We start from the raw sequence: 17,151 nt of genomic DNA on the forward strand, positions 1-17,151 counted from the left end.
AAGAATTATGAAAAAGGAAGGTTTTGATCTCCCTTTTCGGGAAAAGGAAAAAGAGATACTGGGGATTAAAAATATTTAAGAGAGGAATCGGTTTGTTTGATGTAAAAAAACTCCTAAAAAACCGCTGTGCCGTTTCGGAAGTTATGGGAGAAGTCCTCCTGACGAGTATAGCAGTCCTTCTTGTCAGTTTTATTGCCATATTCATATCCACATATGACGGAGCTACTGACATCCCCCACACCCAGGTAAAAGAATGGATGGATACAGATAGCAATATGATCTACCTGAAACACAGCGGGGGAGAGTTTCTCGAAACCGAAGCCATTGAGATCGTAGCAAACATCAACGGAGAAAGGTATGTTTACCCGTCATCCGAGATTTATACAAATCTGGGGAACAGTAGCAGCTGGCAACTGGGGGATACTATAGCTATTGATACGTACAACGAATGGGGAGTAAACATTACGAATGATAACGAAATCAGGGTATTCCTGATTGATACTTCCACCAGGCAGACAATCCAATACTTAACAGTTTCTTTGGAAGAAACTGGAAGTTCCGATTGGGTTCCTCCTCAGGGCGAGGTAGAAGATACCTCTACTGGAGGTATTGCAACGCCCTATCATGTGTATGAAGAAAGCGACAACCTTTACACTACCTATTATCCCCCTCAGAATTTAAACAACTACAGACATGAAGAATTTAATTTTACCGCACCCTCAACCATCTGGGGAATCGATCGAGGAGGCAACGTTACGGATGTGGATTTAAAAATCGTATACAGGACAAAGGACAACTCGTTTAAAAATATAAAACTTAGAATATGGGATGCATATCCCCTCAGCGGAACCTGGCATGAAGAAACTCTCGAGGAACAAACCTCATTTGCCCCTAAGACCATCGATCTCTCGACCTACATAAACAATACTTATGACTTAGAGAATTTAACGGTCCAGCTGGTAGCCGAATCAACCCCGGAAAGTGCCGGAAAAACCCTGAACGTTGATTATATCGCATTAAAGGTAAGTTAAAACAGTAAAATGAAGCCGGAAGGAAGAAACATGAAAAATAGGGGCTTTAAACCAATCTCCGCCATTTACAGGTCCGAATCCGGGGTGTCCACTGCCGTTGCCGCAGCCCTGCTTATCGGCGTCCTGGTTGCCTTTATGACGACAGTCCAGATAAACTACATGCCTGTCTGGAAAGAAGACGCTGAGTACGCCCACATGTCCGATGTCTGGCAGGACATGTCCAGGTTCAAGTCAAACGTAGACATCCTGACTGCAGGACTCGTAATCAACAACGATGCCAGGATCGTCATGAGTAGTCCTATCCAGGTAGGAGGAAGCGAGGTCCCCTTCATAAGAAGCACTACAACAGGAGGAACCCTTGCTGTCAATAACGACATCTCCGGCCTCACGGTACTCATAAACAAAAACCAATCCGAACCATACAGTACCGGTACTCGACTTTTTTACACAGGCACAGTTTCATACCGCCCTGCAAACCTCCATTACGTGGAAGAGACGTACTGTTATGAAAACGGGGCTCTTATCGTCGCCCAGGAAGACAGATCCACGATGAAACTTACCCCGGGAATTGTGCTCGAAAAAGAAAATGGTTTCGTCAACATCACAGTAAGGGCAGTAACCCTGGAAGGAGAACGCGGAGTCCTGTCCAGCAATACCGTTGAAGACATCAGGCTGACTTCCGAAGACTTCTACAATATGCACAACGAAGCCGACGATACAAACTCAACCAACAGGATCACCTCGGTAAACCTCACAATATATACGGAAAACAAAGAGGCCTGGGAGGAGTTCTTTGAAAATTCAGCCAGTGAGATCGCCCTTCAAAGCGCGGACTACACACTCAGCAACAGTACCTACACGGTGACTTTTTCCCTCCACCCGGTGGGCAAGCTTCTGGCAGTCGACATCGATGAAGCCGTGATAAAAATAGAAACCGGGCTTCAATAAAACGAAAACATTAATAAAAATATTAATTAGAAGAAGTGAATAAATTTAATGAGAATTATTTCTTTGATCTAATTAAAATCGACTCAAGCACGGTTTGATGGTGAAAATATTTTATTTATTAAGCCATTAAACCATGAAAAATATTTTATTCATCTTACTTTTCTATATTTTGTATAATATAGCAGAAGCTTTTGGGTACCACTCCTCCAACTTACCGGGGAAGGTTATTCAGGAGACAACGCTGATTTTGGAATGCCTGCAAATTACCCAAACCATAGGGTCAGGTTGCCCCTCATCAATTGGTCGCGGTTATACTGAAATACCTTGGAGGCAGGGTTCATACCGAATTCTCACGTGCCTCCGACGCGCCCGGCCCTTGCATGCCGCCATAAGTGAAAAAAGCACCAAAGTCCCCAAAAACCCTAAAAAAATACCAGCCACTTAATGAACACACAGGCGTATGAACCGGAAAAGAGGAGAAACTCAAAATAAAGAAAACAAATCAACAAAAAAGAAAGATAAAAAGCACCTGTAAAGGTGCTTGATATTGTGCTTAGAACCTCAGTTCCTTGTCAGCGACAAGCTGCTTGGTCTTTTCGTCCACAATCTTGACGGTAGCAAACTGTCCGCTATCCATCTCAAGTGTATCCGGAGTTCCAGAAGAATTATCAATAAGTTCTATAGTTAGCGTGTCTCCAACGTCGAAATACGCCTCAGCAGCTTCAACCTGAGTTTCTACATCAATTGCGTAAGAGTCTGTATCCGTTGCAAACATGACCCTTGTCACAGCAGAGTCATTCATGATAATGGTGTCTCCACCAAGGTGCTCAAGCTTTACAGCACTCTCGTTAATCATGATTATATCAATGTTCGCCTGCGGTGCGGATTCTGAAGGTCCCTGGCCGAAAACGGATGAACCGATTGCGGCGGCGAGGATGACGGTGATTGCCACCATCAAAACGACACCGATAACCGGGGACACTGCGTCGTCTTTCTTGAAAATGTTCTTTAAGTCCATATATATCCCTCCTGCCGTTAATGCATTTCAGACAGTAAGGAGTCGTCGCAAGCTAACCGAAGTAAATCTTCGATTGAAAGTGTTGATTTTTATGATCTTGACCCTCAATCGAAGTTACAACGAATGATAAATTAAATCGGCTATTTTGCAACAGGCCCCAAGCCGGAATTCGCATTAACAAGCGAATTTAAATACTGCACAATTATATTTTTAAGTAACTGCACTTTATGTTGTTTGTCATTTATATATATACTTTTGCTGCAAACTCCCAAACGTTATTTAGCATTCAACATAGATATATTTTTTGTAAGACATATTGAAATAAATAAATCTCCCGAAATTTCTTTTACGGTCAGATTAATATTTGATTAACAACATTATAAGAAGTGGAAGGACAAATTTATAGAAGGTGACTGTTCAGTGGAGGGGAAAAAAAACCGCAGGAAACTGACTGAGGACTGTCGGGCAGTTTCGGAATTGATAGGGCAGGTCTTGATGGTTGCAATAGTTGTACTTGCCTTTTCTTCAATATCGCTTGCCGTATTCTCAGACGGGGGAGCCATAAACCCCCCGCATACGCCGCGTACCGATCTGCAGGAGAACGTAGATTACGGGGGCGATATAATTGAGATATTCCACAGTGGGGGAGAAGCAATCGATATCAAGTACATCAAGATAACAATCAACGACGCTGACGGGCGGCAAGCAGAATTTAATATGTCTGACCCTAATGTCAAAGTTTCTGACCCCCAGGGCAACAATCTTTTCTCTGATGACGTCTTCACGCTAGGTGATTACATAGAAATCAACACCAGCAGCAGCAATGTGAACATCTCAAATAATGCCAGCCTCTACTTCGTGTACACAAAGTCCAGCCAGGTAGTCCATAAGGCAATACTCTAAGGAGAGGAAGAGGATTATTAAAAATTCCATACTATTTTTAATAGATTATTTAATAGCAAAGATAATAACCTATAAATAATAATATAAGTGTGTATCTTAATTCATTGCTACAGACGCTCCATTAAATAATAATTATGAGGGAATAAATTTTAAGGAAAATGCATTAAAAATTCCTTGTTATTAAAAGAGACCATTTAACAGTCAAATTAATATTCTATAAAAAACAATGTAAAAAGTCGGGGAATAATTTTTCAGAGGGTGATTGTTTAGTGGAGGGGAACAAAAAGCACAGGAAGCTGACTCAGGACTGCCTGGCAGTTTCGGAGATAATAGGGGCAGTGCTCATGATAGCGATAGTGGTACTCGCCTTTTCTGCAATATCGCTTGCCGTATTTTCAGAGGGAGGAGAAATGAACCCTCCTAATACGCCGCACACTAACCTGCAGGAAAACATCGACAGATCAGAAGGCACCGTGCAGATATTCCACAGTGGGGGAGAGGAAATCGACCTTAAATACATCAAGATAATGCTCGATGTTGACGGGCAGCAAGTAGAATTCGATATGTCTGACCCTGGTTTCGAAGTCTATGATCCCAATGGTACAAACTCCTCTGACGATGTCTTTGCGCTCAGGGATTGCATTGTAATCGACACCAGCAGCAAAGTTAATCTTGCAGATGCAGATGCCATCGATCTCTATTTCGTCCACACTGCGTCCAGCCAGGTGATTCAGAAGACAGTACTCTGGAGAGATTTCGGAGACCTGCCCGATTGGATAACCCCTTATCCGTATGGAAGTGTATATGATAGTTACGAGGACGATTGGTGGGATCCGGAAGTGGTTCACCAAATCGGCGATGGACACTTTACAGACAATGATTTTCCAAAAAATGTAACTATATATGAAAGTTTTACTTTTGGCAGTTTGGAAGAGCTGGGCATTTCGGACGACATATCATTTTCCAGAGTTATCCTGAAAATCGTTTATAGAATACACGACCAGAGTGCGAAACTGGAACTGGAAATCAATAATGCTCCGGAATTCGTGGAGGAGCTTCCCAAAAAGGAAAACGACTCCATCACCAGTGAGTTTGTAGAAAAAGAATTCGACATAACTCAGTATATCAAAAATGCCACGGACCTGGAAAATATCGAAGTAAAGATATCAACCACACCGAATGCGGATGATCAAGCTGAGAAAGAGGGCTGGATTGATTTTATAGGGATCCACCTGGAGTATTGATTCATGAAGAAGGGCATCCGAATCAGGGAGTTTGAAGACATATGAAAGAAAATAATCCAAAAAGTTCACAGGTAAGCAAGCCCTTTTTCCTCCGATCGGAATCTGCATCATCAACCGTTGTGGGGGCGGTTTTGCTGCTTGCGATCATTGTTATGGTACTTTCGGTGGTAAGGCTTGGTTACGTCCCGGAATGGAAGAACGATGCGGAATATTCCCACATGAATGATGTCTGGGGGGACATGACAGAACTCAAATCAAAAATAGACTTAATGACCATAGTCATGGCATCAGACCCTGATTCCTCGAATACTATTACTATGAACGTACCTTTCCATATGGGGGGAGGAGATGTCCCGCTTATCGGGACCATAAAGTCCAGCGGGACTCTTTCGGTCGCAAACAATCTAGAACGTACAATGAAGATAACTACAGTCTCGAACGAAACGAATCCTAACAGCACAGTAATCCACTATGGCACTGTAAGTTACGCTTCACAAAACAGGTACTATGTGGACCAGAACTTTATTTATGAAGGAGGAGCGCTGATCCTTTCCCAGGGGGAACAGTCTTCTATGATGCTCTACCCTTCGATTCGCTTCTCCAAAGTACATGCAAATGACTACGATGTTTCCATACACGCCGCGGAGATTACTAAGAGTGTATATACCCCCGCCGACGTTATATCCTCGAACACGGGATGCTCTCTCCGCCTCACTGGCGAGAAGTTTGTACCCCTTTATGACAGCGATGATCACGACAACGTAAGCGCCTTCACTTTAACGATTAATACTGACTATCCTGATGCCTGGTACCTGTACCTCAAGGAAACAATGGAAGATGCAAGGATAAAAGATGACGATGCTACACTTACCAAAAACGGAAACAACGTGAGTTTAACCTTCCCCTCAGTGTCGAGTGGAAAGAGCCTGAACAGGCTCTATGTGAGCAAGACAAGAGTAAGGGCAGAAACGGGAATAGGAATCTAAGCTGAGATCATGAACCAGAAAGCAAAAAGAAAAGAAGTGGCTCAGAAAAGCCTATTCAAATCCGAATCCGCAGCCTTTACCGCAATTGCAGCTGTGCTGCTTTTGGGGCTTGCATTCACTATAATCTCCGTAGTCAAACTAAACTACGTCCCGGAATGGAAAATTGACGCGGAAAGAGAATATAGTTATGATGCATGGAGCGATATGGAGGAAGTAAAGACCAGGGGAGATATATTCACCCGGTTCATGGATTCGGATATCAATTATCCATATGGGCTTTCAGCAACGGTTCCTTTCGGCATGGGAGGAGGAGAGATCCCTGTATTCGAACCCTCAAAATCTAACGGTAAGCTCACAGTAAACACCGAAGAATGTAGAATGGATATAACTTTTGGCAATCATGCCCCTTACACAGTCGAGTGTGGGGGCATAACCTATTATTCAGAAAACAGGCAATACCCCAACCAGGTTTTCAGGTACGAGAACGGAGCCCTCATCCTTGCCCAGGGCGAGAATTCCCAGATGAAGCGCATGCCCCTGTTCAATATAAAAGAAGATATGAGTAATTACACAGTTACCATCAATGCCATCAACCTTAGTGGAGAACCTGCATCCATATCCGCTAACACCTTCACTGCACTGCGTCTTACCGGAAATAGATCCTGCGCTTACCTCAACAGTGACGTGTACACTACTGAAGCGAACGAGTCCATAGACTCTTTCAATCTGACCATTTACACCCAGTATACTGATGCCTGGACTACTTACCTAAACAATACGGATTCTTGGACCACTTACCTAAACAGTACGACAAAAAAAGAACTTGAATATGGCATTGATTACACTATCGACTCCACAGATGACTACGTGCGCCTCTCATTCCTCCCTGCAAGCAATCCCTACAACATCTACTTCAACAAAACCGAACTCTGTGCGGAACTTGCAGGAGGAGTCCTGACTGGAGGAACTACACCAGGAGGATATATTGGTGAATGGTACTTCTTTGAAAAAGCTTCAGGCAATTATAAAGGAAATCCCATAACTATAGATACACTACTTCTTCAGGACTATGACTCTACCGTTGTATTGTCTTCAGGAAACTCCCCAGGTGAAGAACTGAACCCATATAACCCCACCAATGACTTCATTCATAATCTGCAATATAAAAATCAAGACCTAGATTTGAACTTCGGGTTCCACAACAATACCTCCTTTGAATCTGCTCCGACTTCAGCAACCGTAAGAATGATCTATCGATATGAAAAGAGTGACAGTGAGCTGCCAACGTTGGAGATGGGATTCACTGGAGGGAATTCAAAAACAATAATACCAAGAGAAAACTGGAGTTTATACGAGGAAACTTTTTCCATACCTCCATCATCCAACTCTCTTTCAGACTTAAATTTTATACTTACAGTCAAGACTGCAAGTAAGAATCAAGGAACTCTCCATATCGATTACCTCGCAATACGCCTGAACTGACGGAAAAGAAAAAGGCATATGGACGCATTTTTACGCCCATATACAGAGGATACAGGAAAAAAGATCCATATGCCTGAAAAATACACCACTCCTTACCCTGCAAAGAGAATCTATCCTGACGGCAGGGCAGAAAATACAGAGGTATTGCTCGCAAGGGAATGCCCTGTGAAACTTTTTTTAAACGGGAAGCATTTTACAACTCTTCTCACCTCACCCGCCCATTTCAAGGAGCTTGCGGCAGGACACATGATCTCCGAAGGGATCCTTACTTTCGAGGATACAGCCGAAATCACGGTTGAGGGAAACAGGGTAGAAATAAAGACTTTCAACCCCGAAATAAGGCAGCCGGAAAGTAAGAAAGACCCGGTTGTTAGTTCGCAAGCGGTTTTCGGAACAAAAGCAATCTTTGCAGGGATGGAATACCTTACGTCCGAAACCTACAAAGTCACCAGGGGGACGCACCTTGCAGCCCTCGTAGACCGGAACGGAAAACTAATTTTTCAGGTCGTGGATGTTGGGAGGCACAACGCCGTTGACAAAGCGATAGGGCATGCCCTCCTGAACAAGCTTCCACTCACGGAGATGTACCTTCTTTCCACGGGCAGGCAGCCTGCGTATATGTTAATGAAAGCTATAAGGGCAGGCATCCCCCTTGTAGTTACAAAAGCGATGCCCTTTGATTCGGGAGTTGAGGCTGCAAAAAAAGCAAATATGGGGCTTGTAGGCCAACTCAGAAAAGAATCCATGCTGGTTTTTGCCGGAGAATGGCGGGTAAAGGTTTAAGCTGGATTGTTAATCTAACAAAAACAGAATCAAATGGAAAAAAGTCCTCTTGAGGGAGCGAAGCGACCGAAAAGGACAGCGCACTGCAGAGCCGCAACTCTGCTGGCGCAACTCTGCTGGCGCAACTCTGCTGGCGCAACTAGGCTCAGAGCACGCCTTTCGTGCTCTTTATGCTCTCACCTTCGATTTTTACGGCCCTTTTAAGGGCATAGGCAAAGGCTTTGAAGAGAGCTTCGATTTTGTGGTGGTCGTTTTCTCCGTAGACGCTGGCATGTACGGTGATTTTTGCATTGGAAGCCAGGGTCTCGAAGAAATGCTTTACCAGCTGGGTGCCTAACCGTCCAACCTTAGGGCTTTCAAATTCGGCTTTCAGGACAAGGTAGCTGCGCCCCCCTACGTCCAGGGCGACTTCTGCAAGGGCTTCGTCCATTGGGATCCTGGCTTCCCCGAAGCGGGCAATCCCGGCCATGTCCCCCAGGGCATCGGAAAGAGCCTTACCGAGGACTATAGCCGTATCCTCTACCAGGTGGTGCTCGTCCACATGGAGGTCGCCTTCGGCGTGCAGTTTAAGGTCGATGCCCGAGTGTCTTGCAAAGGAAGTCAGCATGTGGTCAAAAAACCCGATACCCGTACTAACCTCAGCAAGCCCCGACCCATCCAGGTCGAGCTCAAGCTGGATATCGGTTTCCTTTGTTTTGCGGGAAATTCTGGCAGTCCTCATATAGCACTCATTCTCTTTTAAATTTCTTAAATACTTTGCCCCGGGCGCCCGGGGAAGTTGCGGTATCAGAGTTGCGGCATTTCATTGGAGATCAAGAAATCAAGAAATCAAGAAATCAAGAAATCAAGAAATCAAGCAACTGATCAGTCCTTTGCCGCCTCGATTGCTTCTTCAAGGGTAAACCTGCCGGTGTAAAGGGCACTTCCGACAACAACCCCTGCGGCCCCGGTCTGCTTCAGGACCTTCAGGTCGGCAAGGGAACTGACCCCACCGGAAGCGATCACGGGGATGCTGACGGAATCTACAAGTTCCTTTGTGGGAAGGGGATTTACGCCCTGCATCAGGCCTTCGGAATCGATGTTCGTGAAAAGCAGGCTGCCTGCTCCCAGGTCTTCGAACTTCCTGCCCATGTCCACGGGAGTATGTTCGGATTCCTCGGTCCAGCCTTTGATCGAGATTTTTCCGTTCTTTGCGTCCAGGGCAACGTTTATGTGTTCAACCCCGAAAGCATCGGAAAGCTGTTTCACAAGTCCGGGGTCCCGGATAGCTGCGGTTCCGAGGATAACCCTGTAAACCCCGAGTTTGAGAAGGGCTGCCGCGTCGTCAAAACTCCGGATCCCTCCACCGACCTGGATGCGGACCCCATTTTCCCGACAGGCATCTACGATCTTTTCTATAATAGAGGCATTCTTGCGCTCCCCTTCAATCGCCCCGTCCAGGTCCACAAGGTGCAGGGTCTTTGCCCCCTGCCCGACCCATTCCAGGGCAACTGCCAGGGGGTCGTCCAGGGATACGATCTCGCTTCCCGGGACTCCCTGCACCAGCTGCACACATTTTCCGCCTTTCATGTCCACGGCGGGGATTACTTCAAAAGTCACGGCATTCCACCTCTTCAAGATAAATTTCAAGATAAATTGCAAGATAAATTGGGAATTTAAGCCTGAAAACTCCAGGCCTTTCAGGGCATGATCCTTTCAATGGGCACCACAAGGACGTCCCTTGCTCCGACCTTTTTCAACTTGTTTACGATGGTGAAGATAAGGTCCGCGTCCACAACGGCATGTACGGCAAGGATTGGCTCTTCCTGAGACTTGCTGGATTCAACCTTCATGACCGTGGGGCCCGACATCCCGGGAAGGACCTGTTTTACGGCTTCAAGGGAATTTTCGGGAACGTTCATCATAAGGTAGCGCTTTTCCTTTGCGTTGAGAACGCTTTCAAGTGCGGTCTTGATGTCCAGAATCTTTTCCTTTGTCCTGAGGCTCTCCTTGTTTGCAATCAGGTAGACGGAGGAAGAAAAGGCCTTGTCAATTACCTTCAAGCGGTTGATCATGAGGGTGGTCCCGGAACTTGAGATGTCCACGATGGCATCGGCAATCCCGACATGAGGAGTCATTTCACAGGCTCCGCTGACCTTTATGACCTCGACGTTTATACCGAGCTTTTCAAAATACTGGGCCGTAATGCCCGGGAACTCGGTTGCGACTTTTTTGCCCTCCAGGTCTTCGGGTTTTTCGACCTCCGAATCTTCGGGCACGGCCAGGACCAGGGTTGCCCTTCCGAATTTAAGGTCAAGCAGGGCCTCGACGTCAGCCCCGCATTCCGTAATCAGGTCCATGCCTGTGATTCCGACGTCTGCGGCCCCGTCCTGTACGTACTCGGGGATATCTGCGGCCCTTGCGAAAAGAATGCTGATTTCGGGATCTATGGTTTTTGCGAAAAGTTTCCGGCTAGCTCCCCCACTGATGGGAAGCCCCGCATCACTGAAAATCGAGATGGTGGGATCGTGAAGGCGACCCTTATTGGGTATTGCAATGCGAATCATCTGCTATGTCCTCTGGTAGTACTCGGATGTACTCTACTGGGAATTGTTACACAGGTTATGCTCATCCGTATAAAACGTTTATCCAAAACATTCTTTTATAATATAGATTTCACGGTGGAGTTTCCTGAAAATAAGCTGGCCCCAAAAGTGAGAGGAAGGAAGAGAGAAAGAGAAGAAAAAGAGAAAGGAGGAGAGGAAAAAGAGAAAAGAAGGAGGCAAAAAGATAGAGGAAGGAAGGGGTAAATAAAAAGAGAAAAGAGGAGAGAAGAAAGAAGGGGTAGGAAGATGGTATAGCCCACACTATATCCCACACAGAAATTTTATTTTTTAAAAGATGGTTATTGAACCTGTTTTCAAAAAGAGATATTACCCCCGGTAATGAAGATACGGTAACAATTATATAGCGGGAGTAATTTAATAGAAACAGACACATGATTCATAAATATAATATTATCAAAGTTATACTATAGTATTTTAAAATATATAATCGGCGCTGGAACCACCAGGCGCTGATAACATCATGAAACCGATAACGATCCAACTACTGACGATACAGTAATTATTCCAAAAAAGAGGATTCAAATGGCCCGAAATATCAGAGTAGAACAGCTCATACAAACCCCTGTAGAAAAACAACAGATAGAGCTTGTAGAACGCAAAGGGATAGGGCACCCAGACAGCATCTCGGACGGGCTGGCGGAAGCCGTCAGCCGCGCCTTATGCAAGGAGTACATAGAAAAGTGCGGGGTTGTGCTCCACCACAATACTGATGAAACCCAGATCGTAGCAGGAAGATCCCACCCCAAATTTGGCGGAGGAGAAATTCTGCAGCCCATCTACATTCTCCTTGTTGGCAGGGCCACAAAAGAGTTTGAAGGCGTCGAACTTGCCACGGAATCCGTGGCTCTCAAAGCTGCCCGGGATTACCTGAGAAACACAGTCGTTAACCTTGACCAGGAAAAGGATGTAATTCTGGACTGCAAACTAGGGACAGGGTCTTCGGACCTCAGGGATGTTTTCCGCCGAGACAGAGTTCCGGTTGCAAACGACACTTCCTTCGGGGTAGGGCATGCTCCGTTTTCAGAACTTGAGAACATCGTCTACAACGCCGAAAGGCAGCTCATTACCGACCTGAAACCCAAAATCCCCGGTATTGGGGAAGATATCAAGGTCATGGGTCTCAGGGACGGAGACGATATCACCCTTACCACCTGCTGCGGCATGGTAGGAAGGCACGTAGACGACCTGGACCACTATATAAACATAAAAGAAGAAATGAAGACCTATTTGGAAGACGTCTCCAGCCGCTATACGGAAAGAAACGTAGAAGTCCAGATCAACACCGCCGACGACCTGAAAACGGGAAGTGTTTTCCTTACCGTCACCGGGACCTCGGCTGAGATGGGAGACGACGGCTCGGTAGGTCGCGGAAACCGCTGCAATGGGCTGATCACCCCGAACAGGCCTATGAGCATGGAAGCCACCAGCGGGAAGAACCCGATCAACCACATAGGAAAGATCTACAACCTCCTCTCAACCCAGATGGCAAAGGACATTGTAAAAGAGGTCCCGGAGGTGCATGACATTTACATCAGGCTGCTCTCCCAGATCGGAAAGCCCATAGACCAGCCCCTGGTAGCAAGTGCCCAGATCATCCCCGAAGACGGCAGTTCCTTCTCCAAGGTTAAAGCCGAAGCCGAAGCTGTCATGGACGACTGGCTTTCAAACGTGACAAAAATCACCGATATGGTTGTAAAAGGAGAACTGGATACTTTCTGAGAAAAATAGAAAAAGAATGAGAGAACCTTCGGGTTCTTTACTAATTTTTTATTAGTTTGCGTTACTTTCGACCTGATTTTATCCCGGGTTAAATCATAGCTCTGGCTTTACATAAAATCCTTAACAACCAGCCTTTTTTTAACAGGGATCATGAGGTTACGGGACTTTTCCGGAGCATTCAGACAACTTCTACATTTAACCTGTACTTTTTTTCGCCCCCGAAGCGATAAATAGTATACTTCCCCTCGACTTTCCAGGACCCTGTTTCTACGGCCTCGTATTCCCACTCATGAACTCCGGGCACCGTCGTCGTATCAGGGATATCCGGGATAAACTGGTCCGTGAGCAGTTTGAGGCCCCTGCCTGCCTGCATTTCCCAAACGGTATGAGCAGAATGTTCATTCTCCTTGCTGTAAAGATGTTCTGCAGGCTCATCCCGAAGTTTGATCAAAAAGGTTTCTCCGAAGCGGACAGTAACTGTGTCATTATTGTTAGATTCTGTAAATATCTGGGCCACCATTTTCCATGTACCCCCTTGCGTACTGGGTAAAATTCTGTATTAATCATCTTATAGTCTCTGTAATATAGAAAAGTATGTATGATATATATAAAAAATGTTATAAAGAGAAGCTCCTGAAAACCCCCCGTAGCGAAAACCATAAATACCATTGTCATATATGGAGATGGTGCATTAAGGCAGTGCAGTGCTTTGCAGCACTGGATACGCATCCATCGTCCCGCCTTAACTCAGTGGTAGAGTGCGCGGCTGTAGTTCGGCCAATGCGAGTGAAATCGCACATTTCCGCGCAGGCACCGCGATGTCCCCGGTTCGAGTCTGGGAGGCGGGACTAAAATCCATAACATCCCCTATAAAAGAAAACCGTTAACGGGAATCTTTATATACCGGAATGACATTTATGGATTGCTCGCAACGCGGGCAAAAATGACTAGAATAATCGGAGTGTCCGGATAGTGTAGAGGCCTATCATGGAGCCCTGTCGAGGCTCCGACTCGGGTTCGAATCCCGGTCCGGGCGCTCATTTTTTTTCGCAACCGATACTTTTAAAATAAAAAGCAACTGATGCTTACTGTTTTCCATTTTAAATGAGACGTACTATTTTAAATGAGACGTACTGTTTTAAATTAAACTCGCTATTTTTAGCCAAGAAGAGATATGTCTTGTACTTTAATCATCCAGAACCTCAATTCAAGTCTCAAGCCAGGTCCCGATCCGGGCCTCAATCCGGCCCCCAATCCATAATCCTACCCACAAACCCCACCTACGAACTTTTGAAGACATGACTTTTTTCCTCAAAAACGATGTAATACAAAAAGATGTAATTTTGAGAGACGTGAAAGTAACAGGCAGAAGACCGGAAGGAGGACAGAAAAAAATGGAGGCAGGCTCCGGGACTCCGGATGAGAGCAGGGAAAGAATCAACAACCTGACCCGGCAGATAAAGCAAACCAGAGAAAAAATAGAACTGGAAACCCGAACCTTTATCGAAGCCGCCAGAAATTTCACCTCCGAATGGATACGGAGGGAAGTAGAGAGGACTGAAGTTTCCAAAAATGAAATTGAGTATAAAAAAGAAAACCTAGGAGAAAAAAAGCACCGGGAAGAAAAACCGAAGCAGGAAATAAGCGGAGAACAAGAACCCGACCCTGTAGAACAAATAGCCCGCATACCCTCGATTGTCGAAGAATCCCTCAACTGCGATGAATACTGGATACACAGAAACGAACTCTTCCACCCAGGCATAGCTTCCGACTACCTGGAATTTAAGAAAGAAAAAACTCGCAAACAATTGACCACATGTATTCGCATGCTGCTTGGCTGCGCTGCGGAACTTCTAAGCGACAGGGGATATGCCCGATCTGAAGGTAAGGTATGGGTAAGAGAACGGGAAAGAAGAAAATACGTGTGCATTCTCAGGTTTTCGGAAGAGATGGAAGCCTCCCTTACCCGCTATTTTTCCATGCTAGAAGAACTTTATTCTCTTTATTACGAGCTAGGATTTTACGAACCGAAATTCCGGACCTGACAATAACAACTTTATCCACAAACGCCAGAATTACCTGCCATGTCAGAACCAGAATTCAGCATTAAAGATATCCTTGAAAATTCCGGAGCAGACGCATACCTTATGACGGGAGACATCCATTCCGCAGACATCTACTACGCAACCCGTTTCCTGGCATCGGACGCTTTCGGGTACCTGCAGACCGGAGAGGGAAAAGAGATCCTTTTTATTTCGGAGATGGAACGCGGGAGAGCCGAACTTGAGTCAAGGATCCCCGAAATCCGGACTTTGCAGGACTTCGGATACATGGAAAAAATCAAGGAGAAAAAAGATGGAGCCCTGGCTTATGCTGCCTGCCTTTCCGAACTTATCTCGGAAGCAGGAGCAAAAAAAATCGCAGTACCCTATGATTTCCCTGTTTTTTACTCGAACTTCCTTGCCGAAGCAGGCTTCTCCATAGTCCCGGTAAAGAGCCCCTTCAGGAAGATGAGAAGCCAGAAAAGGCCCGATGAAGTGGAAGCCGTAAAGTATGCCCAGAGAGCCGGAGAGAAGGCAATGGAGGCTGCCATAGAACTCATCAGGGGTGCACAGGAGAAAGACGGAATCCTCTACCACGAGGGAAAGGAGCTTACAGGAGAGAAAGTGCTCTCTGCGATAGACCACGCCCTGCTGGACTTTGGCTGCGAGGCGGAAGAGACCATCGTCTCCTGCGGAGAAGACACTTCAAACCCCCATGGGACCACCGCCGGACCACTCAGGGCAAATGCCCCAATCATCCTGGACATTTTTCCCAGAAGCAAGAAAAAACGTTATTTTGCAGACATGACGCGCACCGTGCTCAGGGGAGAAGCTTCGGAAGAGCTGAAAGCCATATATGAAGCCGTGCTTGCAGCCCAGGAGAAAGGGCTGGGAATGGTAAAAGCCGGAGTGTCGGCGGCTGATGTCCACAATGCAGTCTGTGACGTGCTGGAAGAACGGGGCTACGACACCTACAGAAGCGGGGCAAAGGTAGGCTTCACCCATTCCACAGGGCACGGAGTCGGGCTCGATATCCACGAACTGCCTGGAGTAGGAGAAAACAGTGCCGTGCTTGAAGAGGGAAATGTAATCACCGTCGAACCCGGGCTGTACTATCCGGGAATCGGAGGAATCCGGCTCGAAGACATGGTACTTGTGACCAAAAATGGTTGTGAGAACCTGACAAAATTAGAAAAGAACTTTGTATTATAACCCTGCTAATTATCTATATAAGGCATAATTATAGCCATTATATATTTATTAAGTAGGACTCAATTTTGTAATATTCAATTTGACCAAATTTTAGCTGACCAAATTCAACATTATGAGTTGACCAAATTCAACATTATGAGTTGACCAAATTCAACATTAATGAGTTAAACGATTTCAGTCTTATCAATTATTATTCAATCTATTTGGTATGGAGTTAGCATGACCGATAACGTGCAAAACAGGGAAGATATCCTTGAAAAATACAGGGAAGCGGGAAGAATCCTTAGCAAGGTTCGGGCCGAAGCCGCAGATATGATAAAGGTAGGAGGCAGCCTGCTTGAAGTTGCGGAGTTTGTAGAAAACAAAACCATTGAACTTGGAGGAAAACCGGCTTTTCCCTGCAACATCTCAAGAAACGAAGAGGCGGCCCACGCAACCCCGAAAGTGGGGGACACGGACGTCTTCGGGAAAGATATGGTAAAGCTGGACCTCGGAGTCCATGTAGACGGGTACATTGCAGACTCTGCAATTACGGTGGACCTCTCAGGGAACCCGGACATCGTGAAAGCCGCAGAAACCGGGCTCCAGGCAGCCATCGATACTGTCAGGCCGGGAGTCAACACAGGAGAAATCGGGGCCGCAATCGAGAACGCCATCAGGAGCTATGACCTGAGCCCCATCCTCAACCTTACGGGACACGGGCTTTCTCAGTATGAAGCGCACGCTGATCCATCCGTCCCGAACAAACACGTTGAAGGAGGCACAGTCCTTAAAGAAGGAGACGTGCTTGCTATCGAGCCTTTCGCAACAGACGGGGCAGGCGCAGTCCACGACGGTTCCTATACCGAGATTTACAGCCTTATCCAGAAAAAACCGGTCCGTATGCCTGCAGTTCGAAAAGTCCTGAAACAGGTTGAAGAGTACAGGACCCTACCCTTTGCAAAACGCTGGCTTGAATCCGACAAGCTGGAATTTGTACTCATCCAGCTAGAAAAAGCAAGAATCCTCCACGGCTACCCCGTCCTTCTGGAAAGCGGAGGAGGAATGGTAGCCCAGGCCGAACACACGCTAATCGTAAGCTCGGACGGCTGTGAGGTCACAACAAAATAAACTGAAAGGACTTGGAAGGAAATTAAATAAAAGGTAAAGGTTGAAAAAATAAACAAAAGAAAAGAGT

General features: G+C 46.0%; 17 protein-coding genes and 2 tRNA genes. 14 read left to right on the forward strand and 5 right to left on the reverse strand.

What is annotated here, in order from left to right; all coding sequences use genetic code 11:
• Positions 1-92 precede the first annotated feature (92 nt).
• A complete protein-coding gene (locus MSMTP_RS18725; protein WP_231582837.1) occupies positions 93-1,031 on the forward strand; it encodes a type IV pilin N-terminal domain-containing protein in 939 nt (312 codons plus the stop codon).
• A 30-nt stretch (positions 1,032-1,061) separates the two neighbouring features.
• Positions 1,062-1,979, forward strand: a complete 918-nt coding sequence (locus MSMTP_RS16730) for a hypothetical protein (protein WP_048183912.1) — start codon at positions 1,062-1,064, stop codon at positions 1,977-1,979.
• Between the two features lie 553 nt (positions 1,980-2,532).
• Here MSMTP_RS16730 and MSMTP_RS16735 read toward each other — a convergent pair.
• Positions 2,533-2,997 carry a type IV pilin gene (locus tag MSMTP_RS16735; RefSeq protein WP_048181839.1) on the reverse strand — a complete coding sequence of 155 codons (465 nt, stop codon included), beginning with the start codon at positions 2,995-2,997 and terminating at the stop codon, positions 2,533-2,535.
• A 420-nt stretch (positions 2,998-3,417) separates the two neighbouring features.
• Between MSMTP_RS16735 and MSMTP_RS16740 the strand changes: the two genes are divergently transcribed.
• From MSMTP_RS16740 to fdhD, 5 genes are all read left to right on the forward strand, one after another.
• Positions 3,418-3,900 (forward strand): type IV pilin N-terminal domain-containing protein, encoded by a 483-nt coding sequence (locus MSMTP_RS16740; protein WP_052718442.1) that lies wholly within the window; start codon positions 3,418-3,420, stop codon positions 3,898-3,900.
• 269 nt (positions 3,901-4,169) lie between these two features.
• Positions 4,170-5,144 carry a type IV pilin N-terminal domain-containing protein gene (locus MSMTP_RS16745; protein WP_048181842.1) on the forward strand — a complete coding sequence of 325 codons (975 nt, stop codon included), beginning with the start codon at positions 4,170-4,172 and terminating at the stop codon, positions 5,142-5,144.
• Between the two features lie 41 nt (positions 5,145-5,185).
• Positions 5,186-6,130 carry a hypothetical protein gene (locus MSMTP_RS16750; RefSeq protein ID WP_048181845.1) on the forward strand — a complete coding sequence of 315 codons (945 nt, stop codon included), beginning with the start codon at positions 5,186-5,188 and terminating at the stop codon, positions 6,128-6,130.
• Positions 6,131-6,139: 9 nt separating this feature from the next.
• Positions 6,140-7,612: a hypothetical protein gene (locus tag MSMTP_RS16755; RefSeq protein WP_156153882.1), complete on the forward strand. Its 1,473-nt coding sequence runs from the start codon at positions 6,140-6,142 to the stop codon at positions 7,610-7,612.
• 69 nt (positions 7,613-7,681) lie between these two features.
• Positions 7,682-8,395 (forward strand): formate dehydrogenase accessory sulfurtransferase FdhD, encoded by a 714-nt coding sequence (gene fdhD, locus MSMTP_RS16760; protein WP_048181848.1) that lies wholly within the window; start codon positions 7,682-7,684, stop codon positions 8,393-8,395.
• 145 nt (positions 8,396-8,540) lie between these two features.
• Here the strand turns inward: fdhD and hisB are convergent, their stop codons facing one another.
• The 3 genes from hisB to hisG all read right to left on the reverse strand — a co-directional run bounded on the left by hisB (position 8,541) and on the right by hisG (position 10,941).
• Entirely contained in the window at positions 8,541-9,116 is a 576-nt protein-coding gene (gene hisB / locus MSMTP_RS16765; RefSeq protein ID WP_048181851.1) for an imidazoleglycerol-phosphate dehydratase HisB, read from the reverse strand.
• Positions 9,117-9,259: 143 nt separating this feature from the next.
• Positions 9,260-9,994, reverse strand: a complete 735-nt coding sequence (hisA, locus tag MSMTP_RS16770; protein ID WP_048181854.1) for a 1-(5-phosphoribosyl)-5-[(5-phosphoribosylamino)methylideneamino]imidazole-4-carboxamide isomerase — start codon at positions 9,992-9,994, stop codon at positions 9,260-9,262.
• A gap of 80 nt (positions 9,995-10,074) precedes the next feature.
• Positions 10,075-10,941 (reverse strand): ATP phosphoribosyltransferase, encoded by an 867-nt coding sequence (gene hisG, locus MSMTP_RS16775; RefSeq protein ID WP_048181858.1) that lies wholly within the window; start codon positions 10,939-10,941, stop codon positions 10,075-10,077.
• A 57-nt stretch (positions 10,942-10,998) separates the two neighbouring features.
• Between hisG and MSMTP_RS16780 the strand changes: the two genes are divergently transcribed.
• Both MSMTP_RS16780 and MSMTP_RS16785 read left to right on the forward strand, forming a co-directional pair.
• The gene (locus MSMTP_RS16780) at positions 10,999-11,184 is read left to right on the forward strand and encodes a hypothetical protein (protein WP_048181861.1); all 186 of its coding nucleotides are present in this window, start codon (positions 10,999-11,001) and stop codon (positions 11,182-11,184) included.
• Positions 11,185-11,523: 339 nt separating this feature from the next.
• On the forward strand, positions 11,524-12,720 hold the full coding sequence (locus tag MSMTP_RS16785; protein WP_048181864.1) for a methionine adenosyltransferase: 1,197 nt from the start codon (positions 11,524-11,526) through the stop codon (positions 12,718-12,720).
• 178 nt (positions 12,721-12,898) lie between these two features.
• On the opposite strand, the gene MSMTP_RS16790 is transcribed toward MSMTP_RS16785, so the two are convergent.
• Complete coding sequence (locus MSMTP_RS16790) at positions 12,899-13,240, reverse strand: protease inhibitor I42 family protein (RefSeq protein ID WP_048181866.1); 342 nt, start codon at positions 13,238-13,240, stop codon at positions 12,899-12,901.
• 216 nt (positions 13,241-13,456) lie between these two features.
• On the opposite strand from MSMTP_RS16790, the gene MSMTP_RS16795 reads away from it, so the two are divergent.
• From MSMTP_RS16795 to map, 5 genes are all read left to right on the forward strand, one after another.
• Positions 13,457-13,568 (forward strand) — tRNA-Tyr (locus tag MSMTP_RS16795).
• Positions 13,569-13,683: 115 nt separating this feature from the next.
• A tRNA-Asp gene (locus tag MSMTP_RS16800) sits at positions 13,684-13,756 on the forward strand.
• 316 nt (positions 13,757-14,072) lie between these two features.
• Positions 14,073-14,765, forward strand: a complete 693-nt coding sequence (locus tag MSMTP_RS16805; RefSeq protein WP_231583006.1) for a hypothetical protein — start codon at positions 14,073-14,075, stop codon at positions 14,763-14,765.
• Between the two features lie 39 nt (positions 14,766-14,804).
• A complete protein-coding gene (locus tag MSMTP_RS16810; protein WP_048181869.1) occupies positions 14,805-15,974 on the forward strand; it encodes a Xaa-Pro peptidase family protein in 1,170 nt (389 codons plus the stop codon).
• A gap of 219 nt (positions 15,975-16,193) precedes the next feature.
• Positions 16,194-17,084, forward strand: coding sequence for a type II methionyl aminopeptidase (map, locus tag MSMTP_RS16815; RefSeq protein ID WP_048181873.1), 891 nt, complete (start codon positions 16,194-16,196; stop codon positions 17,082-17,084).
• Positions 17,085-17,151: the final 67 nt, after the last annotated feature.

Origin of the sequence: Methanosarcina sp. MTP4, assembly GCF_000970045.1 — an archaeon.
GTDB lineage: Archaea > Halobacteriota > Methanosarcinia > Methanosarcinales > Methanosarcinaceae > MTP4.

Coding starts and splice junctions, on each gene's coding strand:
- MSMTP_RS16735 (WP_048181839.1), bottom strand. CDS start 2,997: ATGGACTTAAAGAACATTTTCAAGAAAGACGACGCAGTGTCCCCGGTT.
- MSMTP_RS16780 (WP_048181861.1), top strand. CDS start 10,999: ATGCTCATCCGTATAAAACGTTTATCCAAAACATTCTTTTATAATATA.
- hisB (WP_048181851.1), bottom strand. CDS start 9,116: ATGAGGACTGCCAGAATTTCCCGCAAAACAAAGGAAACCGATATCCAG.
- MSMTP_RS16785 (WP_048181864.1), top strand. CDS start 11,524: ATGGCCCGAAATATCAGAGTAGAACAGCTCATACAAACCCCTGTAGAA.
- MSMTP_RS16790 (WP_048181866.1), bottom strand. CDS start 13,240: ATGGTGGCCCAGATATTTACAGAATCTAACAATAATGACACAGTTACT.
- MSMTP_RS16755 (WP_156153882.1), top strand. CDS start 6,140: ATGAACCAGAAAGCAAAAAGAAAAGAAGTGGCTCAGAAAAGCCTATTC.
- MSMTP_RS16810 (WP_048181869.1), top strand. CDS start 14,805: ATGTCAGAACCAGAATTCAGCATTAAAGATATCCTTGAAAATTCCGGA.
- MSMTP_RS16730 (WP_048183912.1), top strand. CDS start 1,062: ATGAAAAATAGGGGCTTTAAACCAATCTCCGCCATTTACAGGTCCGAA.
- map (WP_048181873.1), top strand. CDS start 16,194: ATGACCGATAACGTGCAAAACAGGGAAGATATCCTTGAAAAATACAGG.
- MSMTP_RS16750 (WP_048181845.1), top strand. CDS start 5,186: ATGAAAGAAAATAATCCAAAAAGTTCACAGGTAAGCAAGCCCTTTTTC.
- fdhD (WP_048181848.1), top strand. CDS start 7,682: ATGCCTGAAAAATACACCACTCCTTACCCTGCAAAGAGAATCTATCCT.
- hisG (WP_048181858.1), bottom strand. CDS start 10,941: ATGATTCGCATTGCAATACCCAATAAGGGTCGCCTTCACGATCCCACC.